Raw genomic sequence first — 23921 nt, forward strand, 5'->3', positions numbered from 1 at the left:
GAGTAGGTCTATGGATTACGAAGAAAAATATCAAGACTACGTCAAGTTATTACGAATGACCTATGCAGAGGCCGTTGAATACTTATTATCTAAATATGGACCTGCGAAAGAAAACTATTTCAAAGAAGAGGGTTACGAAAAGTTTTTAGCAGGAATTAATAAGACGCTGACCAAGGCCAAAGGGGTTAGTCGCATCAAAGAGGGACTTTACTGTCATCACATCGATGAAATTAAAGCCTTGAATTTAAGTAATCCCCGCTTCATTTGGCATTACCGTTATCCTTATGCTTACCAAATCAAAAATCAATTAGTGTACTGTAATTTAATTGAACACTTGATTTTACACGCCTTGATTACCTATGAAACAAAACTGCAATTTGGTTTTCCTGGGTTTCAAATTTTAGCCCAACAGGTGAATGATTGGTACGTGAAAAAGCACGTCCCGGGTAAAACCAACTGGCAGTATCAACCATATCAAGCTGCTTATTTACCCAGTGAATTAGTGGAAAAATTAAATCCACTGCTTAATGAGGGGTATTTTTTAATTTTCTAGAATAAATTGATTAATAATGGTTGCCATTTTTTGATAAGTAGAGGTATTCGGGTGTAAACGTCCATCACCGAGAGCATTGACATAGTTAGCAAAAGTTAAAAGTTGAGGAGCAATCTTGCGCCAGTTTAAAACAGGAATTTGGTTAGCTTGATAAATTTTAGTTAATTTATTTAACAATTCAGCAAAGGAATATTGAGCTAATCCACTGATGTGATAGTTATCAATTCCTCCATCGAAACGGTTAATTGGTAAAATTCCGTAAATTTTGATGGTGGGATTCTCTTGTTTAATAGTTATGATATTTTTTTGTAAAATTCTGCCTAAAATTTCAAGGGTTTCTTCTCGATGGGCAAAATCATTTGTTCCATAAAAGATTGTAGCTAATTGATAATCAGCAAAATTATGATTACTTACTTGAAAAGTAAGGTCACGTTCTGTATTGCCAGTAATTGTACCGGCATTTACACCAGCATTTGTGATATTAAATTGTGGGTCTATTTTACTAAGATAGTAGGAGATGTTTTTTTCTAAATCTTTGTGACCATCAAAACCGTTCGTGATTGAGTCACCTAACATAATTAAATTTGCTTTTTTTAGCATGATTAAACTCCTTGATACTTATTATTTAAGTTCATTTTAACTTATTTTTCAGAAATTCTTAAGGAAAGATTGCTACAAAGAAATGCTTCATTTATAATTGAAACAATGATTACTTTATGGAGGGTTTAAAGTGAGTTATAAGCGAGTGATTTTAGTTGATTTAGCTGCCTTAGGTCTTAGATCTGACAACGAATCTGCCCAACACAATTCAGATAATGATACCATGTTGACTCATGTTCTCAACCAGTCATCGGACTTCTCGTTACCAGCTTTGCATAAGTTAGGTTTCTTTAACGTCTTTTTTAATGACAATAAGGAGATTGACCCACATATTGTGGCTACATATGGACTAGCTAGAACGAGATGCATCGTTAATAAACCTTGTTCTGGTTTGCGCGAAATGTTTGACTGTTCTTTGAGTTACCGAGTTTCGAGTGTATTTGAAGAAACTGCTAAGCATACAAATTCAATTATTATTTCTAAGTTTGTTAGTTATCTTTTTTCGCAAGAATTAAGTGATATCTACCAAGTTAGTACTGATGAAGAGGCTTTTTCTGAGCTTGACCATCAAATTGAAAAAAATGACGAAGGCTTTTTCTACATGCAACTACCTCAATTACAGGAATTAGCGCAAAGCAATGATTTTGATGCTTTTACTGATGAATTAACGGTGGTTGATCACCATTTGTCTAATTTGATGAATAATTTAAGTGATGATGATTTATTAATGGTTGTATCTAGTCGAATTGGAGATAATCGAACACGTGACGGTTTCCCAACGTACAAGATTTTACCAGTGATGATTCATGATAATCACTCTGATTGTCATCACTTCAAAAATGAACCTTATGTCTGTGAAGTTGGAGCAACTGTCTTAGCAGCAATGGGGCTTCAAGACCAAGTTATCTCGCCTAAACACAGTTTATTACCTTACACGAAATAATGATTAAAATTTATTGCTCTGATTTTCGAAAGGAATCTATCTCATGAACACTTATTTGCTCGTTAACGTTTTTGGTGTCATTGTTTTTATGGCAATTGCTTTTTTACTTTCCAAAGATCGTAAAAATATTAATTGGCGATCAGTGCTAGTTGTTTTAGCACTTAACTTGTTCCTTGCATTTTTCCTTACTAACTTTAGTTGGGGACGTGACATTGTTAAAGGTGCCGCTCAAGGATTTCAATGGTTGATTAACGTTTCTTATACTGGAATTGCATTTGCCTTTCCAGATTGGGTACACGTTAAACAAATGAACTTCTTTACAGCTGCATTGCTTCCAATCTTAATGATTGTTCCAATGTTTGATATTTTGACTTATTTCGGAATTCTTCCATTCTGTATTAAATGGATTGGTCGTGGAATGGCATTTATCACTGGACAACCTAAGTTTGAATCATTCTTTGCAGTTGAAATGATGTTTTTAGGAAACACTGAAGCAATGGCTGTTTCAAGTGTGCAATTAAAACGAATTTCATCAGAACGAGTTTTAACAATTGCGATGATGTCAATGTCATGTATCACTGCTGCCATGGTGGGAGCTTATGCTCAAATGGTACCAGGTGAATATGTTTTGACAGCAATTCCATTGAACATTTTAAATGCTATCATTATTACGAACCTTTTGAACCCAGTTAAGGTTACCAAAGCTGAAGATGTTATTTACAAAATTGGTAGTCCTGCTGATGACAAACAAATCGCTGAAGAAGTTGTTGAAGATAAGCCTGGAAAACCAGCTAAAGCACCATTCTTCTCATTCTTAGGTGATTCAATCTTAGGTGCCGGTAAGTTGATCTTAATTATTGTTGCTAACGTAATTGCGTTTGTTGCTTTAGCTGCTTTAATTAGTAAGTTACTTGGTTTAATTAATCCTTGGTTATCACTTGAACACATTTTGGGAGTAATTATGTTCCCATTTGCTTGGTTAATGGGTCTTGATGTTAATCAAGCTTTCCAATTTGCCCAATACATGGGAACTAAATTGGTAACCAATGAATTCGTTGTTATGGGAGAAATTGCTCCTAAAATTAACAATGTACATGTCTTCAGTCATCACTTCCAAGCTGAACTAACAGTCTTTTTAACTTCATTTGCTAACATTAGTACAGTTGGAATGATTATTGGTTGTTTGAAAGGAATTGTTGACCGCAAGAAAAATGATATGATTTCGAAAAACATTCTTTACCTCTTTTTATCTGGAATCTTAGTTTCATTGATGTCAGCTGGAATCGTGGGAATCTTTGTTTGGTAAGATACTTTGAAGAGTGGCCTTGTGCCACTCTTTTTTGTTTGAAATTGTGGTAAAATTACCTTAATAAATGAGAAATGGATGTGAATGAAATGCCACTTATGCGGATTGATTTAATTAAAGGAAGAAGAACTCCTGAACAAATTAAACAAGTAATGCAAATTGCTTACGATGTAACTCGTGATACTTTTGGGGTTCCAGAAGATGACCGTTTCCAAGTTGTAACGCAACATGAACCTTACGAAATGTGCCTGTTAGATGCCGGATTAGGAATTGAACGAACTGATGATGTAATTTTAATTCAAATTCTTTCAACTCCACGAACAACTGGGCAAAAGAAAGCTTATGCAAAAGCTGCAGTTGAAGCATTTCAACGTGAAATGAACCTTCGACCTGAAGATTTGATGATTGTCTTTGCTAATAACCATGCTGAAGATTTTAGTTTTGCTCTTGGTAAACATCAATTTCTTGATGGAGGATTATAATGACAAAAATTATCATGGATACTGATCCTGGGATTGATGACGCCGCAGCATTGTCAGTGGCAATTAACAATCCAGAACTAGACGTTGAATTAGTGACGACTGTGGCCGGAAATGTTACCGTCGATAAAACCACCATTAATGCCTTAAAAATTATTAACTTTTTTGGTAAAGGAACCGAGATTCCAGTTGCGGCAGGGGCAGTACAGCCGTTAATCAAACCATTTGAAGATGCTGCACGGATTCATGGTGAGTCTGGGATGAGTGGCTATGATTTTCATGGTGAATTACCTAAGCCATTAAAAGAAACTGCTGTACAAGCAATGTATCGCGTGATTATGGCTAGTGATGAACCAATAACTTTGGTAGCAACTGGTTCATATACGAATGTCGCTTTACTTTTTGCCGAATATCCAGAAGTTAAAGATAAGTTAGAACGGATTGTGGCAATGGGTGGTACTTTAGGTTGTGGTAATATGACGAGTGCTGCTGAATTTAACGTCTTTACTGATCCTCACGCAGCTAAGATGATGTACCAATCTGGCGTACCAATTGTGATGGTGGGGCTTGATGTTACTAAAAAAGCATTAGTGACACCAGAAACCTTAGCTGAAATTGAAACTATGAACCCAGCTGGGAAAATGTTGCATGACTTGATTATTAGCGATGGTGATCGGAACGAACATGGAGTGGCAATGCATGACGTTAACACCATTTTTTACTTACTTCATCCAGAATTCATGACTACTAAAAAGTTGTGGATTGATATTCAAACAGAAGGTCCCGCAAATGGTGAAACTGTTGCCGATATTCGGGGTGCTTATCATGACGGTCAAACGAACGCAGATGTTTGCCTTGATATTGATGCTGAGGCTTTCAATGATTGGTTTAAAGCAGAAGTTAAAAAAATGAAATAGCAATTTATTGAAAAAGATTGGAGAATATCCAATCTTTTTTGTTTTCTAGCTAACTAAAATCTTAAAATTTAGTTATAATGGAGAATAGATATGCAATTATTGTTCGATTAAGAAGTTAGGAGTTTCAGATGACACCAGAAGAATTTAAACAGGGATTAGCCAAACAAGGGTTTGCGTTATCTGACCAACAAATGCAACAATTTAAAGACTATTTTGAATTGTTAGTAGAATATAATCAGAATGTTAATTTAACCAACATTACAGAACGTAATGATGTTTACCTTAAACATTTTTATGATTCTATTTCACCAGCTTTTTACGTTTCGGAATTAAAAGAAGCAAAAAGTTTGGTAGATGTTGGTGCAGGAGCTGGATTTCCATCCATCCCGTTAAAAATTGTAAACCCTGACCTACAAGTTACAATTGTTGACTCACTTAATAAGCGAATTATTTTCTTACAAAAGTTGGTTAGTCAATTAGGGTTAACTGGAGTTAATCTAGTTCATGCTCGAGCTGAAGAATTTGGTGGCCGTCGATCTAAAGACCGTGAAAGTTTTGATTTAGCAACCGCTAGAGCCTTAGCTCGTTTGAGTGTAATGAGTGAACTTTGTTTACCATTAGTAAAAATTGGTGGTAAGTTGATTGCCATGAAAGCTGCAAAAGCTCCAGAAGAATTAACGGATGCTACCAAGGCAATTCATGTGCTTGGTGGAAAAGTAACAGAAGATTTTTCGTTTAAATTACCAGAAAATGATGAAGAACGTCATATTATTGTGATTGAAAAAGAACGGAAAACGCCGATTAAATATCCCCGTAAAGCAGGTACCCCAAATAAAGAACCCATTAAATAAAGGAGGACACAAACAATGGCACATGTAATTGCGTTAGCAAACCAAAAAGGTGGAGTTGGTAAAACTACCACTGCTGTTAACCTCGGAGCTGGCCTAGCCAGTGAAGGTAAACGTGTTTTAATCGTTGATTCCGATGCTCAAGGAAACGCTACTAGTGGTGTGGGAATTAGTAAACAAAACATTCAAAAGGATGTTTATGATGTTTTAGTTAATGAAGAACCAATGCAAAATGTAATTATGCATTCCGCACATGAAGGTTTAGATATCGTTCCTGCCACAATCCAATTATCTGGTGCAGAAATTGAATTAACCCCACAAATGGCACGAGAAACGCGGTTGCAAAATGCAATTAAGCAAATTAATGATCAATATGATTATGTGCTAATTGACTGTCCTCCTTCATTGGGTTTGATTACGATTAACGCTTTTACAGCTAGTGATTCAATTTTAATTCCCGTTCAAAGTGAATATTATGCGCTTGAAGGGTTGAGTCAATTATTGAATACGGTTCAATTAGTTCAAAAACATTTTAATCCTAATCTATATGTAGAAGGTGTTTTACTTACGATGTATGATGCCCGAACTAATTTGGGTGCCCAAGTAAATGAAGAAGTGCGTAAGTTCTTTAAAGAAAAAGTTTATAAAAGTATTATTCCACGTAATGTAAGACTTTCAGAAGCACCATCGCATGGACTTCCCATTATTGATTATGATCCAAATTCAAAGGGTGCCAAAGTGTACATGAAATTGACAAAGGAGGTGTTAGCTGCCAATGACAAATAATAGTAAAGGGCTTGGTCGAGGACTGGATGCCTTATTTGACGACAATGATATCAATTTGAGTGATGAAACTGTTCAAACTTTGAAATTGGAAAATTTAATTCCCAATCCTTATCAACCACGAAAAAAATTTGATAAGCGTGCTTTAAATGATTTAACTGAATCAATTAAAGTTTCGGGTGTTTTTCAACCAATCATTGTGCGTCAACCAAATAAAAAAGAAAACAAATTCGAAATTCTAGCAGGTGAAAGGCGTTTTCGTGCCTCTAAAGCTGCTGGAAAAGAAACCATTCCAGCAATTGTTCGTGATGCAACGGATGAACAAATGATGGAAATTGCCGTGATGGAAAACCTTCAACGGGAAGATTTGAATCCTCTAGAAGAAGCTAAAGCTTACGAAATGTTGATGACTCATCTTGATATTACCCAAGTTGAAGTTTCCCGTCGTTTAGGAAAGAGTCGTCCTTACATTGCTAATTATCTTCGGTTGTTAAACTTACCTGCTGAAGTTAAAGAAATGTTACAAAAAGGTCAACTTTCGATGGGACAAGCTCGGACTTTATTAGCTGTGAAGAATAAAACTGAGTTAATTAAATTGGCAAAAAAAGTTGCTGACGAAACGTTAACTGTTCGGCAATTAGAAAAACTAATTGCTGCTTTAAATCCCAAAGAAGATAAAAAGAAAAAAAGTAATAGTTTTCGCAAATCTCCTTATTTAAAGGAAAGCGAAGATCGTCTACAAGACAAATTTGGGACTCGTGTCGCTATCAATGAAACACGTCCTAAATCAGGAAAAGGAAAGATTGAAATTGATTATCTTTCTAATGCTGATTTAACTCGAATTTTAGAACTACTTGATATTCATTTGGATTAAGGAGCGATTTTATGTACGAATTACATGACATTGTTGAAATGAAAAAGCCCCATCCTTGTGGAACAAATCGGTGGGAAATTATTCGCATGGGTGCTGATATTAAATTAGAATGTCTTGGCTGTGGACACGTCGTAATGTTGGCCAGACATCAATTTGATAAGAGAATGAAAAAAGTACTAGAAAAACATACAGAAGATTAAGAAAGAGGTAATGATAAAATGGCACTAACTGCTGGAATTGTGGGCTTGCCAAACGTCGGTAAGTCAACCTTATTTAATGCGATTACTAAAGCGGGAGCAGAAATGGCAAACTATCCGTTTGCTACAATCGATCCAAACGTTGGAATGGTTGAAGTTCCTGATAAACGTTTAGACCGCATTCAAGAATTGATTCCTGCTAAAAAAGTTGTCCCTACAACTTTTGAGTTCACTGATATTGCTGGGATTGTTAAAGGTGCCAGTAAAGGTGAAGGACTTGGAAATAAATTTTTGGAAAACATTCGTCAAGTTGATGCGATTGTCCATGTCGTGAGGGCTTTTGAAGACGATAACATCACCCACGTAGCTAATAAAGTTGATCCAGTGGCTGATATTGAAACCATTAATTTAGAATTAAGTCTTTCTGATTTAGAAGCCGTTAACAAACGTTTTGCTAAAGTTGAACGGGCCGCTAAAGGAAATGATGATGAAGCTAAAGAACAATTAGCTGTGATTGAAAAAATTAAGCCAGTTCTAGAAGCTGGTGGATCAGTGCGTGATGTTGATTTAGATGAAGAAGAACAAAAAATTGTAAAAGGCTTTTTCTTATTAACTTCAAAACCAGTTCTTTATGTTGCAAATATTAGTGAAGATTCAATGGGCGACCCAGAATCAGATGAATTATTCCAAGCGGTTAAAAAGTATGCTAACGAACATGGTGCTGAAGCAATTGGAATTGCCGCTGAAAGTGAAGAAGAAATTGCTGAACTTGATGATGCAGATAAACAAGAATTTTTGGATGCTGCTGGAGTAGAAGAACCAGGATTAGATAAGTTAATTCGGGCAGCCTACAAATTGCTAAATCTTGAAACTTTCTTTACAGCTGGTGGTAAAGAAACCAAAGCTTGGACTTACTTAAAAGGGACGAAAGCTCCCCAAGCTGCTGGAATTATTCACTCAGATTTTGAACGGGGATTTATTCGAGCAGAAGTAATGTCATTTGCAGACCTTGATAAATTGGGTAGCGAACAGGCAGTTAAAGAAGCCGGTAAATTACGAGTTGAAGGTAAAGAATACGTTATGCAAGATGGTGACATCGTTAATTTCCGGTTCAATGTATAGGAGAAAATATGAGCGAATTAGAAAATAAGCAGCGAAATGCTGCAGCACAACAACACCACAAAAGTGGAAGAAAAGCTACTTATGAAGAATTTGATCAGTTAGGTTTAACGAAACGTAATATTGAATATTTAGTACGTTTCAAAGCTGCTTTAGCTGAAACAAATGTGCTTGCTGAAAAACAAGCTGATATCATCAAAACTATGATTGATGAAATTCTTGCAGCACAAAAAAAGGGTATCACTGCTAAAGGCCTTTATGGGACTGTTACCGAAAAAGTAGCTATGACAGTTAATCCACCACGGAAACCAGCTGGACCCTTAACTAAGGAACGTTATTTAATCGATGCCTCTTATAATGTTTTGTGGTTCTTAATTTTATTCAGTTTCATGTATGCTACGATGTTCTGGGTTTCTCCAGCGCAAGCCAAACAAGGTGGAGTAGCCGGAATCACGAGCATCATTCTTTCTTCAGTACTTGCTGGGATTGGAATGCCAGTTGTTACCCAATTGTTTGCACCTGGCGTTAAGCACAAACATAATGCCTTAATTCGTTCCATTATGATGGTTGGATTATTCATGATTTGGATGGTTGTATTCTATGGAACGAATTTGTTACCAGCTGGGTTAAATCCAGTAGTTTCACCAATTGTTGATGTTGTAATTGGGATTTTAGCCTTAGTTGGAGTGTTATACATGCGGACCAAATATACGATTACCAGTGGATTTTTTGCTGGTCGTCGTTAAATTTAAAAGCCTTTTTCTGTGGAAAGAGGCTTTTTTAATTGCTAAGTTTTTCTTATAATCGCGCCATTTACTTTCTTTTGAGAATTCTTTTAGTTAGAATTAATTAAAAGTCAGATTCAGAAAGGATTTATTAAATTATGAAAATATTAGTTGTCGATGATGATCGTGAAATTGCTCAATTATTAGAGATTTACATTAAAAACGAAGGTTACACTCCAATTGCTGCTTATAACGGTGAGGAAGCACTTTCAATGCTCCATACTAACAGTGACATTGGATTAGTAATCTTAGATATTATGATGCCCGGAATGAGTGGAATCGAAGTAATTAATGAAATTCGGAAGGATTCACAAGTACCAATTATTGTTCTTTCAGCCAAAACTGAAGATATGGATAAAATTCAAGGATTGACATCTGGTGCAGATGATTACGTTACTAAACCGTTTAACCCTTTGGAAATGATGGCTCGGGTACACTCACTCCTTCGTCGAAGTCAAAATAATGTAACAAATGACGAACCAGATGTGATTGACATTGAGGGACTTAAAATCAATAAGGATTCTCATGAAGTAACCACGGAAAACGGAACCAAAATTCAATTAACAGCAATCGAATTTGGAATTTTATATTTATTAGCTAGTCATCCTAATCGAGTTTTTTCTGCTGACGAAATTTTTGAACGAGTTTGGAAACAAGAAAGTGTCATTTCTGCTAAGACAGTAATGGTCCACATGAGCCATTTGCGTGACAAGATTGAAGAAGCAACTGATGGAAAAGACATCATTAAAACCGTTTGGGGTGTCGGATACAAGGTTGAAGGTTAATTTTGAAGAACAATACCGAAAGCTTTAAACTTAAACGAAATGAAAGACAAGAGCTCTGGATTGAAGGAATTTTAACGATGAGTTTGCTGCTCTTGGTTGATTTTGCGATTGGTAATATTATCGTTAATTTCATTCGACACAATCAAGGTGTTACGGATGGTATTTTTATCATTAAACAGTCAGTGACATTTGGTCCATTTCGGCAACCAATTCTTAGTTTGGAAGGTCTTTTCTGGTTTATTATGTTGCTAATCAACGGATTGATTGCTTGGTGGCGTTTGGTTAGAATCTATAAACAAATTGAAATTAGTCGAATAATTGATGAATTACATTATATTTCAGATGGCCATTTTGAGCATAAAATTCCTTTTCAATTAAGCGGGGATAATGAACGGGTGGTCAAAAGTGTTAATTTTTTAGTTGAAAATGTGATTAAATCAATGGACGATGAACGACGGATTGAAAAGTCAAAAGATGATTTAGTGACTAGTGTCAGTCATGATTTACGAACACCATTGACTTCAATTATTGGCTATTTAGGTTTAATTGAGGATCATCAATATCAATCTGAAGCAGATATCTTAAAATATTGTAAAATTGCTTATGAAAAATCGCAGCAAATGAAATTACTAGTTGACCAATTATTTGAATATACAAAGGCTAACAACTTGAAACAACGCAAATTAGAAATGAATCCAATTGATGTTAATCAACTATTGACTCAATTAGAAACATCATTTGCGTTAGAAGCTAGCAAAAGAGGAATTAAAATAGTTGTTAAACCACTCAAAAAAGATGTGATTATGTCTTCAAATGCTGAATTAGTTGGTCGAATTTTTAATAATCTAATTACTAATGCAATTTCTTATGGTGAGGGTGCTAATAAAATATGTTTAAGTGCCAAAGTTAAAGGTGCTCAAATTCAATTTACAGTTGCAAATGATGGAAAGAGAATTCCTACCAGTGTAATTAAACGAATTTTTGAAAGATTTTATCGAGAAGAAAGTTCTCGAAACACCAATACTGGTGGAAGCGGGTTAGGTTTGGCAATTGTAAAAGAAATTATCCAAAATCAAGGTGGAACTATTAACGTAAATTCGACCGATAAATTAACTTCATTTGTGTTTACCTTACCAATTAAAGGAAAACAAACTGATTAAAAAGCTAATCATTTGATTAGCTTTTTTCGTTTGTCATTTAATTAAACGTTGTCGTTAACTTTTAGAAAAAAAGTTTTTTTACAAATGTTGGCAAAGTGGTTTTTTATTTTTACTTTTTACAATATAATTAAAGTATTGGACAAAAGTTATAAATGAAGTCACTATTTGGAGGATTTTAATTGACAAAAATGGTAGCAGATCCAAAAATTCCGGCATGGCGTCGAAATTTTCAGATTTCATTCCCACTAGATATTAGTTATATTCCGATTGGGTTAGCTAGTGGTATTTTATTACATGCAGCAGGTTTCAACTTTTTTAATACGTTGTTACTATCTATCTTGGTTTTTTCTGGTGGAGCTCAATTCTTGATTGCATCAATGTTAACCATTAATTCACCATTACTTACAATTGTATTAATGTTGTTTTTCTTGGAATTACGTTATGCATTATTAGGATCAAGTCTGTCGAAATATTTGCATGGGCAAAGCACGTTATTTACATTTTTATTTGCAGTTTCGATGAATGATGAAAATTATGCTGTAAACTATTTGAAATTTTCCACTGATAAAAAGTTCACACCTCGATATGCTTTGCAAATCGAGCACTGGTCACTATTCTTTTGGACGATGAGTAACGTAGTTGGAAGCTTACTTGGTACAGCAATCCATATTGATTTAACGGTCGTTCATTTTGCTTTAACTGCTTTATTCTTATTTATGATTGTGATGCAAGTTAAGAACTTTTTGAAGATTTTTATTGCTTTATTAGCTGCAGGTTTGGCAATCTTTTTCTTAGTGATTACTAAATCAACGCTTGGTTTAGTTTGTTCGACGCTTTTGGCTTCTTTTGTTGGTTTCTTAATTGACAATTATCTCAGACGGCGACGGATTAAGACTCATCATAAGAGTCGCTTAATTAAGATGTTTAAGAACCCAGCTGGTACACCTAAAGAAGATTAGGGGAGGACTAAAAAATGGAATGGAATGGAATGCAACATTTTCTGTTAGTAATACTTTGTTTTTTTGTAGCGCTATTACCTCGATTTATCCCACTCTACATCTTCCGTACTCGGAAAATTCCTAAATGGTTTAATGAATGGATGGAATTTGTGCCAATTTGTTTGTTTACTTCATTGGTAGTAAAAGACTTATTTATTACAAAAACTTACGATTTTACTTTACAAGGGCATTTTCCAGAATTGATTTCTAGTATAGTGGTAATTGCAATTGCTTTTTGGACGCGTTCCATGGCATTATCAGTTATCATTGGCTTATGTTTGGTATTTCTACTCTCAATGTTTGTCTTTTAAAAATACATGGTTCTAACTATTGGTTTAGTTAGAACCATTTTTGTTTAGTGAAGGAGTACGCTTAATTAAAAATTGGTATGATATAATGATAGGTAAATCAAGCCTTTTAATTTGTATGGAGGATTATTTTAATGAAAAAATGGATATCAGGGGTGATTATCCTAGTTGTAGTAATTTTGCTTGGTGGATGGATGTATATCGATCATGCTAACAAAGAAAATATCTACCAAACTAATCTTAAGAATGGGAATATAGCTTTGCAAAACCATGATTATAACCAAGCTAAAAAAGATTTTCAAAAGGCACTTGATGCTAAGCCAGATTCAAAAAAGGTCAACGGATCTGTTAGCCAAGTTGAAAAATATACTGATGGTGAGCGTCAATTAAGATCAAATGATTTTGTAACGGCTAAAAATTCATTTAAAATGGCAGCAAATGTTGAAAATGGATCAAAAGATTTAGCTAATCAGGCTCAACAAAAAATTAAAGAAGTTAAATTAATTACTGCTAATATTAATCAATTTAATAAAATTTACAAAGCTACAGTTCAACAACATAATGAAAAAAATTATCAACTTTCAAACGACACTTTGAATCAAATTTTGGATGACGATACAATTAATCAATCATATTATGCGGATGTATTAGCTAAAGCAAAAGATTTAAAAAAATCAAATGATAAATCAATCGATGCAGCGAATAAAGCAAAACTTAATAATAGCAACGCCAACAACGGTTCCAATAATGGGACAAACTCATCAAATGGAAATAGTAATGATTTAAGTCAATTTAATGTTTACACTAATCCTCAAGAATACGCAAATCGTTTTGTAAATAGTGGGACAAGTTCTAATACATCTACTGTTGATAATACTAATATTGCAAATGGTCCAGTAAGTGTAACGAACGATCCTTACGATGTTTATACTAATCCTAATGAGTATTCAAACCGTTTTAACTAATTAGTAACAGGAGAAAATTGATGCAAGTACATTGGAATAATTTTATTAATAATGTTCGCTTAAGAAGAACTTTTGTATTGATGTTTATTATTTCAGTTTTGTATTTTTGTCGTGAAATGATGACAACTGTACTGCTGACTTTTATCTTTACATTACTAGTAACTAAAATGGTAGTAGCAATTCGAAAAAAGATTAAAATTCCAATTCCAATTTTGGTGATTATAATTTATGCCTTAATAGTAGGATTAATTACTTATGCTGCCATTAATTACTTGCCAACAATTGCTGATCAAACAGCTAAATATACTAAACAATTAATTAATTTTTATCAGCATCCACGCCGAATTACTAATCCTCAGGTACGAGAAGTTTTTATCAAATTTATGCACAGCGTTAATGTTCCTCATCAAATTCAAGATAGTTTAGGATTAATTTGGAGTTACATTACGAGCATTGGGACGGTCAGCTTTTCCTTATTTATGTCAATTCTTTTAAGCTTTTTCTTCACTTTAGAGCTTGAGCAAACAAAACGTTTTTCCGAGAAGTTTTTAGATAGCACCTTTGGTTGGTTTTTCCAAGATTTACAATATTTTGGTAACATTTTTGTAAAGACCTTTGGAGTAGTGTTAGAAGCACAATTCTTCATTGCAATTTGTAATACCGTGATTACCACGACTTGTTTAGCATTTATGCATATGCCAGAGTTAGCGTTATTCTCGCTTATGATTTTCTTTTTGAGTCTCATTCCCGTCGCTGGAGTAATTGTTTCTGTGATTCCTTTATCAATTGCTGGATATGCAGTGGGTGGATTAAGATACATTGTGTACATTATGATTATTATTTTAGTGGTGCATGCAATTGAAGCTTATATTTTAAACCCTAAATTTATGTCAGCACGGACTGAGCTTCCAATTTTTTATACCTTTGTGGTGTTATTAATTGGAGAACATTTCTTAGGAACTTGGGGATTAATTGTTTCTGTTCCAATTTTTACTTTCTTATTAGATGTTTTTGGGGTTCAAAAGGTTGATCAAGTTAATAAAGATCGTGAAAAAAATCCCGGCTTCATAAGAAAATTGTTAAAAAAATATGTAAAATGATGTATTATGTAATACGTATACTAAATATAGATTTTAATTCGAAAGAGGTATAAACAATGGCTAAATTATGTTTAATTCGTCACGGACAAAGTGAATGGAACTTAGCAAACAAATTCACTGGATGGGTTGATGTTGATCTAAGTGAAGAAGGAGTTAAGCAAGCTAAACATGCAGGTAAGTTAATTGCCGATGCCGGTCTTGAATTTGACCAAGCTTACACTTCAGTTTTAAAACGTGCCATTAACACATTGCACTATGCTTTAGGTGAAAGTAACCAATTATGGATTCCAGAAATGAAATCATGGCGTTTAAACGAACGTCATTACGGTGCTTTACAAGGTCACAACAAAGAACGTGCTGCTGAAAAGTACGGTGCAGACCAAGTTCACATTTGGCGTCGTTCATATGATGTTTTGCCTCCACTATTGAGTGCCGATGATGAAGGTTCAGCAACTAAAGACCGTCGTTACGCTGATTTAGACCCACGTGCAATTCCTGCAGGTGAAAATCTTAAAACCACTTTGGAACGTGTAATTCCATTCTGGCAAGATGAAATTGCTCCTAAATTATTAGATCACAAGAACGTAATCATTGCTGCACATGGTAACTCATTACGTGCCTTAACTAAATACATCGAAGGTATTTCTGATGAAGATATCATGGATGTAGAAATTGCTACTGGTGATCCAATTGTTTACGATATTGATGAAAATTTAAATATTGTAAGCAAAACTAAGTTAGACGAAAACAGATAAATATTTAAAAAGTTTGTACTATAATTAGTGCAGGCTTTTTTATTGCACTAAAATCGTTGTCAGATTACTTGACAATCTTAAAAATGGTCGTATCATAGAACTTACTTTTAATAATATACATGGGGGATTTTATATGAACAAAAATCAAGCTGTTGATGCAAAGGGGAAACCGTACAATCGTACGATGTTTGTTCTTTTGTTATTAGTCGGGGCCTTTGTGGCTATCTTGAATCAAACGATTTTAGCAACTGCTTTTCCAACACTAATGCATGCTTTTAATATCAATACATCAACTGTTCAGTGGTTGACTACTGGATTTATGATGGTTAATGGTATTTTAATCCCGGTTAGTGCTTGGTTAAATACCAGATTTAATACTAAGTGGCTCTATTTAGGTGCCATGTTAATTTTTGAAATTGGGACAATCATGGCATATATGGCACCATCATTTGGTGTTTTATTTGCTGGTCGATTAGTTCAAGCTGTTGGAGTTGGTGTAATTATGCCATTACTTCAAACAGTTATGTTGACCATCTTCCCTGCTGACAAGCGTGGAGCTGCCATGGGAATGGCTGGAATGGTAATTGGACTTGCACCTGCCATTGGACCAACTCTTTCTGGTTGGATTATTGATAATTATCAATGGCGTGATTTATTTGGAATGTTAATTCCAATCGCAGCTCTTGTTTTAATATTTGGGTTAGTTTACATTAAGCCAGTCCTTAAAACAGAAAAATCAAAATTAGATGTACTATCATTAATTCTTTCTACCATTGGTTTTGGTAGTGCTTTATATGGATTTTCATCAGTTGGTAGCGACGGATGGGGTAGTCAAACTGTAATTGTTTCATTAGTTATCGGTGCCATTTTTGTTGGCTTATTCGTTTGGCGTCAATTAACCATGAAAGAACCATTCTTGAACCTTAATGTGTTCAAGTCTGCTGAATTTAGTATTGGGACAATGATTGCTTCAATCGTTTTCATGGCTATGATTGGTGTAGAAATGATTATTCCACTTTACCTACAAATTGTACGTGGAATGACGGCTTTTGACTCTGGATTAACTCTTTTACCTGGTGCAATTATGATGGGAATTATGAGTCCTTTTACTGGTAAGATTTTTGATAAATATGGTGCTAAGAAATTAGCAATTGGGGGATTATTCTTACTATCATTAGGTACTTTCCCATTCATGTTCTTAACTAAGACTACTCCAGTTCATTACATCACAATGCTATATGTTGTTCGGATGTTTGGGGTAGCAATGGTTATGATGCCAGTTACAACTTCAGCAATGAATGCTTTACCAGTTACTATGATGAGTCATGGAACTGCCGTTAATAATACGGTTCGTCAAATCTGTGCTTCAATTGCTACTGCAATCATGGTATCAATTCTTGCTAATGTAACTACCGATAACATGCCAGCTAAACATATAATGAAGCTTAATCCAATTCACTATGTTAGTTTAGCAATTAATGCAACTTTGAAAGGTTATTCAGCTGCATTTGCGATTGCCTTTGGACTTAGTTTGATAGCATTCCTTGCTGGATTTATGTTAAAAAAAGGTCGAGTTACTACCATTAAAGTAGGTAAGGAGGACACTAAATAATGATTTTCTTACTATTAACGGTTTCCGTACTAGCGTTCTTTCTTTGCTGGAATTTGATTCCTAATCAAAAGGTTTCTAATGTTACTGGAGTCTTTTTTGCAATTTTATCAATTTTGTCAGTTCTTGCGATGATGGGTAATTTCAAATATCATTTTGGAATGGAACAACAAACCATTGTTACTAGAACAGAAATTGCTCCAGTAAAGCAAATGATGATTTTAAAACAACCAGTCGGTACTGATGGTTCTGAACAAGCTGTTATTTATAACAAAAAAGCAAGCCAAAAGAAACCAACTGTTGCTAAGCCAGCAATGGATACGAAAAATGTAATTAAAGAAAATGCTTCTAAGAATCAACTTGTAACTAAAGGAACTTATTGGGTTTACAAGAATGATTTTTATAAAGCGTTGTTTGGATTTGCTCAAAAGCATGAGTTGATTAAGCAAACCAAAACTTTTGAAGTTGAAAATGGAGTACTTGTAATGACTCCTGATCAAGCCAAACAATTTGGTGCTAAGATGAAAGCAGAAGCTAAGGCAATGCAAACACCTGAAGCAATGGCAGCTGCCAAAGCTAAAGGAGCAGAATTTGTTCAAGGTAAGTTAACTGCTGACATGCAAAAGAATCCTAAAATGTCTGATGCACAAAAACAAAAGTTAACTAAAAAATATGCTGCGGAATTTCAAAAGCAAGTAAAAGCACAATCTATGGCACAACTTTCACAAAAAGTTGCAGCTGAAATGAATCTTAAATAATTTAATTAGATTAGGCAGGAACTTCACATAAGTGAGGTTCCTTTTTTATTTTTTGAAATTTTATTATCAGTTGAAAAATCATTTTCAACATTTTAAAAAAATTGACTTTTCTTGACATTTAATTTGATTGGTAATATTATATTAATTGTCGCTGATAGTAAGACGTTTTCTATATAATTATTTTCTAAAAAAATTAATAATATATGTTGACAATTTCTCTATTAGCTAGTAACATATTATATGCACTGTAAATGGTGCTTGAGTAGATCTTTGAAAACTGAACAAAATTTTGATTACAATAAGTGTAAGGATAATCTTTAAACTTAGTTTAAAGATTAAACAAATATGCAATGTCAATTTGCAAAAACAAATAAATAAGAGCTAGTAAAGTTCTCATTTTTAAAATGAGAGTTTGATCCTGGCTCAGGACGAACGTTGGCGGCGTGCCTAATACATGCAAGTCGAACGAAGTCGCCCAAAATCATCTTGGTGCTTGCACTAAGATGATTTTGGATCCGACTGAGTGGCGAACTGGTGAGTAACACGTGGGTAACCTGCCCAGAAGAAGGGGATAACACCTGGAAACAGATGCTAATACCGTATAACAACAAGAACCACATGGTTCTTGTTTGAAAGCTGGCCTTTGTGCTAGTGCTTCTGGATGGACCCGCGGCGTATTAGCTAGTTGGTGAGATAATAGCTCACCAAGGCAATGATACGTAGCAGACCTGAGAGGGTAATCTGCCACAATGGGACTGAGACACGGCCCATACTCCTACGGGAGGCAGCAGTAGGGAATCTTCCACAATGGACGAAAGTCTGATGGAGCAACGCCGCGTGAGTGAAGAAGGGTTTCGGCTCGTAAAACTCTGTTGTTAGAGAAGAACAACCGTGAGAGCAACTGCTCACGGTATGACGGTATCTAACCAGAAAGTCACGGCTAACTACGTGCCAGCAGCCGCGGTAATACGTAGGTGGCAAACGTTGTCCGGATTTATTGGGCGTAAAGGGAGCGCAGGCGGTTTATTAAGTCTGATGTGAAAGCCTTCGGCTTAACCGGAGAAGTGCATCGGAAACTGATAAACTTGAGTGCAGAAAAGGATAGTGGAACTTCATGTGTAGCGGTGAAATGCGTAGATATATGAAGGAACACCAGTGGCGAAGGCGGCTATCTGGTCTGTAACTGACGCTGAGGCTCGAAAGCATGGGTAGCAAACAGGATTAGATACCCTGGTAGTCCATGCCGTAAACGATGAATGCTAGGTGTTGGAAGGTTTCCGCCTTTCAGTGCCGCAGCTAACGCATTAAGCATTCCGCCTGGGGAGTACGACCGCAAGGTTGAAACTCAAAGGAATTGACGGGGACCCGCACAAGCGGTGGAGCATGTGGTTTAATTCGATGCTACGCGAAGAACCTTACCAGGACTTGACATCTTCTGCCAATCTAAGAGATTAGACGTTCCCTTTGGGGACAGAATGACAGGTGGTGCATGGTTGTCGTCAGCTCGTGTCGTGAGATGTTGGGTTAAGTCCCGCAACGAGCGCAACCCTTGTCTTTAGTTGCCAGCATTAAGTTGGGCACTCTAGAGAGACTGCCGGTGATAAACCGGAGGAAGGTGGGGACGACGTCAAATCATCATGCCCCTTATGTCCTGGGCTACACACGTGCTACAATGGGCGATACAACGAGTTGCGAAACCGCGAGGTCAAGCTAATCTCTTAAAGTCGTTCTCAGTTCGGATTGCAGTCTGCAACTCGACTGCATGAAGTTGGAATCGCTAGTAATCGTGGATCAGCATGCCACGGTGAATACGTTCCCGGGTCTTGTACACACCGCCCGTCACACCATGAGAGTTTGTAACACCCAAAGTCGGTTGGATAACCTTTTAGGAGTCCGCCGCCTAAGGTGGGACAGATGATTAGGGTGAAGTCGTAACAAGGTAGCCGTAGGAGAACCTGCGGCTGGATCACCTCCTTTCTAAGGAATAATTCGGAACCTTACATTAATCAAAATCTTGGTCAGTTTTGAGAGTATCTACTCTTATGGGGAATTAGCTCAGCTGGGAGAGCACCTGCTTTGCAAGCAGGGGGTCAGCGGTTCGATCCCGCTATTCTCCATTGACACGTAAGTGTCATTTTTGTTCTTTGAAAACTAGATAATATTATTTTCTGTAATAATTATATTTTTATATATAATTGAACCGAGAAATAACCATTGTGTTATTTTTGAGTTTTTTAATTAGTTTTAATCGCTAAAACTCAAATAATTTATAATCCGTAGGATTATAGGTTAAGTTAATAAGGGCGCATGGTGAATGCCTTGGTACTAGGAGCCGATGAAGGACGCAACTAACTGCGATAAGCTTCGGGGAGCTGTACGTAAGCTTTGATCCGGAGATTTCCAAATGAGGAAACTCGACCAGTGTTATGACTGGTCACTGCATAGTGAATACATAGCTATGCAGAGGCAGACGTGGGGAACTGAAACATCTAAGTACCCACAGGAATATAAAGAAATTTCGATTCCCTAAGTAGCGGCGAGCGAACGGGGAACAGCCCAAACCGAACCCTTGTGGTTCGGGGTTGTAGGACTGAACATTTGAGTTACAAAAGTATTTGATAGTTGAAGTAGTTGGGAAGCTACACCAAAGAGAGTGATAGTCTCGTAAACGAAATCGAATACCCTCAGTTCAGGATCCTGAGTACGGCGACACACGTGAAACGTCGTCGGAATCTGGGAGGACCATCTCCCAAGGCTAAATACTCCCTAGTGACCGATAGTGAACCAGTACCGTGAGGGAAAGGTGAAAAGCACCCCGGAAGGGGAGTGAAATAGTTCCTGAAACCATGTGCCTACAAGCAGTCAGAGCCCGTTAATGGGTGATGGCGTGCCTCTTGTAGAATGAACCGGCGAGTTACAGTTGCATGCAAGGTTAAGCCGAAAAAGCGGAGCCGTAGCGAAAGCGAGTCTTAATAGGGCGCCATAGTATGTTGCCGTAGACCCGAAACCAGGTGATCTACCCATGTCCAGGATGAAAGTGCGGTAATACGCACCGGAGGTCCGAACCCGTGTACGTTGAAAAGTGCTGGGATGAGGTGTGGGTAGCGGTGAAATTCCAAACGAACTTGGAGATAGCTGGTTCTCTCCGAAATAGCTTTAGGGCTAGCCTCGGAATTAGAATCATGGAGGTAGAGCCACTGTTTGAGCAAGGGGTCCATCTAGGATTACTGAGTTCAGATAAACTCCGAATACCATTGATTTATGTCCGGGAGTCAGACGATGAGTGATAAGATCCATCGTCGAAAGGGGAACAGCCCAGACCGCCAGTTAAGGTCCCTAAATATATGCTAAGTGGAAAAGGAAGTGGAGTTGCATAGACAACTAGGATGTTGGCTCAGAAGCAGCCACCATTTAAAGAGTGCGTAATAGCTCACTAGTCGAGTGATTCTGCGCCGAAAATTTACCGGGGCTAAGCATATTACCGAGACTGCGGACGCAACTATGTTGCGTGATAGGAGAGCGTTCTAAGGGCAATGAAGGTAGACCGTAAGGACTACTGGAGCGCTTAGAAGTGAGAATGCCGGTATGAGTAGCGAAAGATCAGTGAGAATCTGATCCACCGAATGACTAAGGTTTCCTGGGGAAGGCTCGTCCACCCAGGGTTAGTCGGGACCTAAGCCGAGGCTGAGAAGCGTAGGCGATGGATAACAGGTTGAGATTCCTGTACTAGTTAATTATGTTTGAACGATGGAGGGACGCAGTAGGCTAAGATATGCACACGATTGGAAATGTGTGTTCAAATCGTAAGTCAGTTTAAGAGTCAAATGCTTTTAAGCGGGTTGACAAGCGATGATGAGGATCGAAATTTAAGTAGAGAAGTATCTGACGTCACACTGCCGAGAAAAGCTTCTAGTTAGTAATTAATTACCCGTACCGCAAACCGACACAGGTAGTCGAGGAGAGTATCCTCAGGTGAGCGAGAGAACTATCGTTAAGGAACTCGGCAAAATGACCCCGTAACTTCGGAAGAAGGGGTGCTGGCCTCACGGCCAGCCGCAGTGAAAAGACTCAAACGACTGTTTATCAAAAACACAGGTTTATGCAAAATCGTAAGATGAAGTATATGGGCTGACGCCTGCCCGGTGCTGGAAGGTTAAGTGGAAGTGTTAGCTTCGGCGAAGCACCGAAATGAAGCCCCAGTAAACGGCGGCCGTAACTATAACGGTCCTAAGGTAGCGAAATTCCTTGTCGGGTAAGTTCCGACCCGCACGAAAGGCGTAACGATTTGAGTACTGTCTCAACGATAGACTCGGTGAAATTAAGATACCTGTGAAGAAGCAGGTTACCCGCGACAGGACGGAAAGACCCCATGGAGCTTTACTGTAGCTTGATATTGGGTGTTTACATAACTTGTACAGGATAGGTAGGAGCCATAGAAGCCGGGACGCTAGTCTCGGTGGAGGCGTCAGTGGGATACTACCCTTGTTATGTGAACACTCTAACCCTGCGCACTGATCGTGCGCGGAGACAGTGTCTGGTTGGCAGTTTGACTGGGGCGGTCGCCTCCTAAACAGTAACGGAGGCGCTCAAAGGTTTGCTTAGAATGGTTGGAAATCATTCCTAAAGTGTAAAGGCAAAAGCAAGCTTGACTGCGAGACAAACAGGTCGAGCAGGGACGAAAGTCGGACTTAGTGATCCGGTGGTACCATATGGAAGGGCCATCGCTCAACGGATAAAAGCTACCCTGGGGATAACAGGCTTATCTCCCCCAAGAGTTCACATCGACGGGGAGGTTTGGCACCTCGATGTCGGCTCATCGCATCCTGGGGCTGTAGTTGGTCCCAAGGGTTGGGCTGTTCGCCCATTAAAGCGGTACGCGAGCTGGGTTCAGAACGTCGTGAGACAGTTCGGTCCCTATCCGTCGCGGGCGCAGGAAATTTGAGAGGAGCTGTCCCTAGTACGAGAGGACCGGGATGGACATACCGCTGGTGTATCAGTTGCGCCGCCAGGCGCATTGCTGAGTAGCTATGTATGGATGAGATAAACGCTGAAAGCATCTAAGTGTGAAACTCGCCTCAAGATGAGATTTCCCATTTCTATATGGAAGTAAGACTCCTGAAAGATGATCAGGTAGATAGGTTAGAAGTGGAAGCGTAGTGATACGTGAAGCGGACTAATACTAATCAGTCGAGGACTTAACCAAGTAGAATGAAGATACAATGGAAGTTAATCGGAAGAAAATAATATTGTCTAGTTTTGAGAGAACAAAGTTCTCACAAAAAATAGTGTGGTGGCGATAGCCTGAAGGATACACCTGTTCCCATGCCGAACACAGAAGTTAAGCTTCAGCACGCCAAAAGTAGTTGGGGGATCGCCCCCTGCGAGGATAGGACGTTGCCACGCAATTGAAAGAAAAGACTTTAGCGAAAGCTAAGGTCTTTTTTTATTTTGTAAATAATGATAGTTATGTTAAAATCAAACTGCCGCTTTAGCTCAATAGGTAGAGCACTTCCATGGTAAGGAAAAGATTCAGGGTTCAAATCCCCGAAGCGGCTTAAGTACTTATTTCTTTTGCAATAATGTTATTAAAAATCAAGGTGACTAATTAATAGTCACCTTTTTGGATGGAATAGGTATAAAAATTTTGAGATTATTGTTATGATATAATCTGTAGTTTTAAATTTAATGTGAGAGGAGATTAATAAGAATGTGGAAGGAATTTAAGGCATTTATTTCTAAAGGTAATGTTGTTGATATGGCAGTTGGGGTAATTGTAGGAGCTGCATTTACTTCAATCGTTAGTTCGCTAGTCAAAAACATTATTAATCCTTTTATTGGGATTTTCCTAGGTAAAATTGATCTTTCTAATTTAGTGTTTAAAGTAGGACACGCTACTTTTAAATATGGAGTATTTCTGAATTCAGTAATTAACTTTTTGATTATTGCGTTTGTTGTATTCATTATTGTTAAGCTACTAAATAAGTCACACATAGTTTCTAAAAAGGAAACCAAAGAAGATCCTAAAGAAAAGTATCTCAAGGAAATCGTTACTTTATTAAAAGAAGACCAAAAATAAAAA

General features: G+C 37.1%; 22 protein-coding genes, 2 tRNA genes and 3 rRNA genes. 26 read left to right on the top strand and 1 reads right to left on the bottom strand.

The features are described from left to right. Positions 1-10: 10 nt before the first annotated feature. Positions 11-553 carry an SAV1803-related protein gene (locus PY770_RS01855; protein WP_275046036.1) on the top strand — a complete coding sequence of 181 codons (543 nt, stop codon included), beginning with the start codon at positions 11-13 and terminating at the stop codon, positions 551-553. Here PY770_RS01855 and PY770_RS01860 read toward each other — a convergent pair. Next, entirely contained in the window at positions 542-1153 is a 612-nt protein-coding gene (locus PY770_RS01860) for an SGNH/GDSL hydrolase family protein (protein ID WP_103450726.1), read from the bottom strand. The genes PY770_RS01855 and PY770_RS01860 overlap by 12 nt on opposite strands. Positions 1154-1283: 130 nt before the next feature. Between PY770_RS01860 and PY770_RS01865 the strand changes: the two genes are divergently transcribed. The 25 genes from PY770_RS01865 (at position 1284) to mscL (ending at position 23918) form a co-directional block, all read left to right on the top strand. Continuing rightward, on the top strand, positions 1284-2096 hold the full coding sequence (locus tag PY770_RS01865; RefSeq protein ID WP_103428659.1) for a phosphopentomutase: 813 nt from the start codon (positions 1284-1286) through the stop codon (positions 2094-2096). 43 nt (positions 2097-2139) lie between these two features. Next, positions 2140-3402: a NupC/NupG family nucleoside CNT transporter gene (locus PY770_RS01870; RefSeq protein WP_103428658.1), complete on the top strand. Its 1263-nt coding sequence runs from the start codon at positions 2140-2142 to the stop codon at positions 3400-3402. A 74-nt stretch (positions 3403-3476) separates the two neighbouring features. Beyond that, the gene (locus PY770_RS01875) at positions 3477-3884 is read left to right on the top strand and encodes a tautomerase family protein (RefSeq protein ID WP_338148605.1); all 408 of its coding nucleotides are present in this window, start codon (positions 3477-3479) and stop codon (positions 3882-3884) included. After that, on the top strand, positions 3881-4798 hold the full coding sequence (gene rihC / locus PY770_RS01880; protein WP_103434637.1) for a ribonucleoside hydrolase RihC: 918 nt from the start codon (positions 3881-3883) through the stop codon (positions 4796-4798). Before PY770_RS01875 ends, rihC begins: the two co-directional genes overlap by 4 nt. A 128-nt stretch (positions 4799-4926) precedes the next feature. Beyond that, a complete protein-coding gene (rsmG, locus tag PY770_RS01885) occupies positions 4927-5649 on the top strand; it encodes a 16S rRNA (guanine(527)-N(7))-methyltransferase RsmG (RefSeq protein WP_014081680.1) in 723 nt (240 codons plus the stop codon). A 15-nt stretch (positions 5650-5664) separates the two neighbouring features. After that, a complete protein-coding gene (locus PY770_RS01890) occupies positions 5665-6432 on the top strand; it encodes a ParA family protein (RefSeq protein WP_014081681.1) in 768 nt (255 codons plus the stop codon). Beyond that, a complete protein-coding gene (locus PY770_RS01895; protein ID WP_014081682.1) occupies positions 6422-7303 on the top strand; it encodes a ParB/RepB/Spo0J family partition protein in 882 nt (293 codons plus the stop codon). The genes PY770_RS01890 and PY770_RS01895 overlap by 11 nt, the downstream gene beginning before the upstream one ends. Before the next feature lie 11 nt (positions 7304-7314). After that, complete coding sequence (locus PY770_RS01900) at positions 7315-7503, top strand: DUF951 domain-containing protein (protein ID WP_103428656.1); 189 nt, start codon at positions 7315-7317, stop codon at positions 7501-7503. An 18-nt stretch (positions 7504-7521) separates the two neighbouring features. After that, positions 7522-8622 (top strand): redox-regulated ATPase YchF, encoded by a 1101-nt coding sequence (ychF, locus tag PY770_RS01905; protein ID WP_014081684.1) that lies wholly within the window; start codon positions 7522-7524, stop codon positions 8620-8622. Positions 8623-8630: 8 nt separating this feature from the next. Further along, positions 8631-9365 (top strand): DUF1129 family protein, encoded by a 735-nt coding sequence (locus PY770_RS01910; RefSeq protein WP_275046037.1) that lies wholly within the window; start codon positions 8631-8633, stop codon positions 9363-9365. Between the two features lie 137 nt (positions 9366-9502). Then, positions 9503-10189 (top strand): response regulator transcription factor, encoded by a 687-nt coding sequence (locus PY770_RS01915; RefSeq protein ID WP_103450731.1) that lies wholly within the window; start codon positions 9503-9505, stop codon positions 10187-10189. A 2-nt stretch (positions 10190-10191) separates the two neighbouring features. Continuing rightward, the gene (locus tag PY770_RS01920) at positions 10192-11349 is read left to right on the top strand and encodes a sensor histidine kinase (protein WP_275046038.1); all 1158 of its coding nucleotides are present in this window, start codon (positions 10192-10194) and stop codon (positions 11347-11349) included. A gap of 188 nt (positions 11350-11537) precedes the next feature. After that, positions 11538-12308 (top strand): AzlC family ABC transporter permease, encoded by a 771-nt coding sequence (locus tag PY770_RS01925; protein WP_041818054.1) that lies wholly within the window; start codon positions 11538-11540, stop codon positions 12306-12308. Positions 12309-12322: 14 nt separating this feature from the next. After that, on the top strand, positions 12323-12658 hold the full coding sequence (locus PY770_RS01930) for an AzlD domain-containing protein (protein WP_103428652.1): 336 nt from the start codon (positions 12323-12325) through the stop codon (positions 12656-12658). Between the two features lie 131 nt (positions 12659-12789). Continuing rightward, positions 12790-13620 carry a hypothetical protein gene (locus PY770_RS01935; protein WP_103428651.1) on the top strand — a complete coding sequence of 277 codons (831 nt, stop codon included), beginning with the start codon at positions 12790-12792 and terminating at the stop codon, positions 13618-13620. A gap of 20 nt (positions 13621-13640) precedes the next feature. Beyond that, complete coding sequence (locus PY770_RS01940) at positions 13641-14720, top strand: AI-2E family transporter (RefSeq protein WP_275046039.1); 1080 nt, start codon at positions 13641-13643, stop codon at positions 14718-14720. 56 nt (positions 14721-14776) lie between these two features. Then, complete coding sequence (locus PY770_RS01945) at positions 14777-15475, top strand: 2,3-diphosphoglycerate-dependent phosphoglycerate mutase (RefSeq protein ID WP_014081691.1); 699 nt, start codon at positions 14777-14779, stop codon at positions 15473-15475. 133 nt (positions 15476-15608) lie between these two features. Then, positions 15609-17087 carry an MDR family MFS transporter gene (locus PY770_RS01950; RefSeq protein ID WP_139562201.1) on the top strand — a complete coding sequence of 493 codons (1479 nt, stop codon included), beginning with the start codon at positions 15609-15611 and terminating at the stop codon, positions 17085-17087. Further along, positions 17087-17842, top strand: coding sequence for a DUF4811 domain-containing protein (locus tag PY770_RS01955; protein WP_103428648.1), 756 nt, complete (start codon positions 17087-17089; stop codon positions 17840-17842). Before PY770_RS01950 ends, PY770_RS01955 begins: the two co-directional genes overlap by 1 nt. A gap of 400 nt (positions 17843-18242) precedes the next feature. Continuing rightward, positions 18243-19819: ribosomal RNA gene (locus PY770_RS01960) — 16S ribosomal RNA — on the top strand. Between the two features lie 67 nt (positions 19820-19886). Then, positions 19887-19959: transfer RNA gene (locus tag PY770_RS01965), tRNA-Ala, on the top strand. 170 nt (positions 19960-20129) lie between these two features. Then, positions 20130-23045: ribosomal RNA gene (locus PY770_RS01970) — 23S ribosomal RNA — on the top strand. 83 nt (positions 23046-23128) lie between these two features. After that, positions 23129-23245 (top strand): 5S ribosomal RNA (rrf, locus tag PY770_RS01975). Together the 16S, 23S and 5S rRNA genes with 2 tRNA genes alongside form the textbook arrangement of a ribosomal RNA operon. A 79-nt stretch (positions 23246-23324) precedes the next feature. Further along, positions 23325-23397, top strand: a tRNA-Thr gene (locus PY770_RS01980). A 152-nt stretch (positions 23398-23549) separates the two neighbouring features. Next, a complete protein-coding gene (mscL, locus tag PY770_RS01985; RefSeq protein ID WP_103428603.1) occupies positions 23550-23918 on the top strand; it encodes a large-conductance mechanosensitive channel protein MscL in 369 nt (122 codons plus the stop codon). The last annotated feature ends 3 nt before the right edge of the window (positions 23919-23921 follow it).

Source organism: Fructilactobacillus sanfranciscensis, from assembly GCF_029023685.1.
Taxonomy (GTDB): domain Bacteria; phylum Bacillota; class Bacilli; order Lactobacillales; family Lactobacillaceae; genus Fructilactobacillus; species Fructilactobacillus sanfranciscensis.

Coding starts and splice junctions, on each gene's coding strand:
- PY770_RS01855 (WP_275046036.1), top strand. CDS start 11: ATGGATTACGAAGAAAAATATCAAGACTACGTCAAGTTATTACGAATG.
- PY770_RS01860 (WP_103450726.1), bottom strand. CDS start 1,153: ATGCTAAAAAAAGCAAATTTAATTATGTTAGGTGACTCAATCACGAAC.
- PY770_RS01870 (WP_103428658.1), top strand. CDS start 2,140: ATGAACACTTATTTGCTCGTTAACGTTTTTGGTGTCATTGTTTTTATG.
- PY770_RS01875 (WP_338148605.1), top strand. CDS start 3,477: ATGGATGTGAATGAAATGCCACTTATGCGGATTGATTTAATTAAAGGA.
- rsmG (WP_014081680.1), top strand. CDS start 4,927: ATGACACCAGAAGAATTTAAACAGGGATTAGCCAAACAAGGGTTTGCG.
- PY770_RS01890 (WP_014081681.1), top strand. CDS start 5,665: ATGGCACATGTAATTGCGTTAGCAAACCAAAAAGGTGGAGTTGGTAAA.
- PY770_RS01895 (WP_014081682.1), top strand. CDS start 6,422: ATGACAAATAATAGTAAAGGGCTTGGTCGAGGACTGGATGCCTTATTT.
- PY770_RS01900 (WP_103428656.1), top strand. CDS start 7,315: ATGTACGAATTACATGACATTGTTGAAATGAAAAAGCCCCATCCTTGT.
- ychF (WP_014081684.1), top strand. CDS start 7,522: ATGGCACTAACTGCTGGAATTGTGGGCTTGCCAAACGTCGGTAAGTCA.
- PY770_RS01910 (WP_275046037.1), top strand. CDS start 8,631: ATGAGCGAATTAGAAAATAAGCAGCGAAATGCTGCAGCACAACAACAC.
- PY770_RS01915 (WP_103450731.1), top strand. CDS start 9,503: ATGAAAATATTAGTTGTCGATGATGATCGTGAAATTGCTCAATTATTA.
- PY770_RS01925 (WP_041818054.1), top strand. CDS start 11,538: ATGGTAGCAGATCCAAAAATTCCGGCATGGCGTCGAAATTTTCAGATT.
- PY770_RS01930 (WP_103428652.1), top strand. CDS start 12,323: ATGGAATGGAATGGAATGCAACATTTTCTGTTAGTAATACTTTGTTTT.
- PY770_RS01935 (WP_103428651.1), top strand. CDS start 12,790: ATGAAAAAATGGATATCAGGGGTGATTATCCTAGTTGTAGTAATTTTG.
- PY770_RS01940 (WP_275046039.1), top strand. CDS start 13,641: ATGCAAGTACATTGGAATAATTTTATTAATAATGTTCGCTTAAGAAGA.
- PY770_RS01945 (WP_014081691.1), top strand. CDS start 14,777: ATGGCTAAATTATGTTTAATTCGTCACGGACAAAGTGAATGGAACTTA.
- PY770_RS01950 (WP_139562201.1), top strand. CDS start 15,609: ATGAACAAAAATCAAGCTGTTGATGCAAAGGGGAAACCGTACAATCGT.
- PY770_RS01955 (WP_103428648.1), top strand. CDS start 17,087: ATGATTTTCTTACTATTAACGGTTTCCGTACTAGCGTTCTTTCTTTGC.
- mscL (WP_103428603.1), top strand. CDS start 23,550: ATGTGGAAGGAATTTAAGGCATTTATTTCTAAAGGTAATGTTGTTGAT.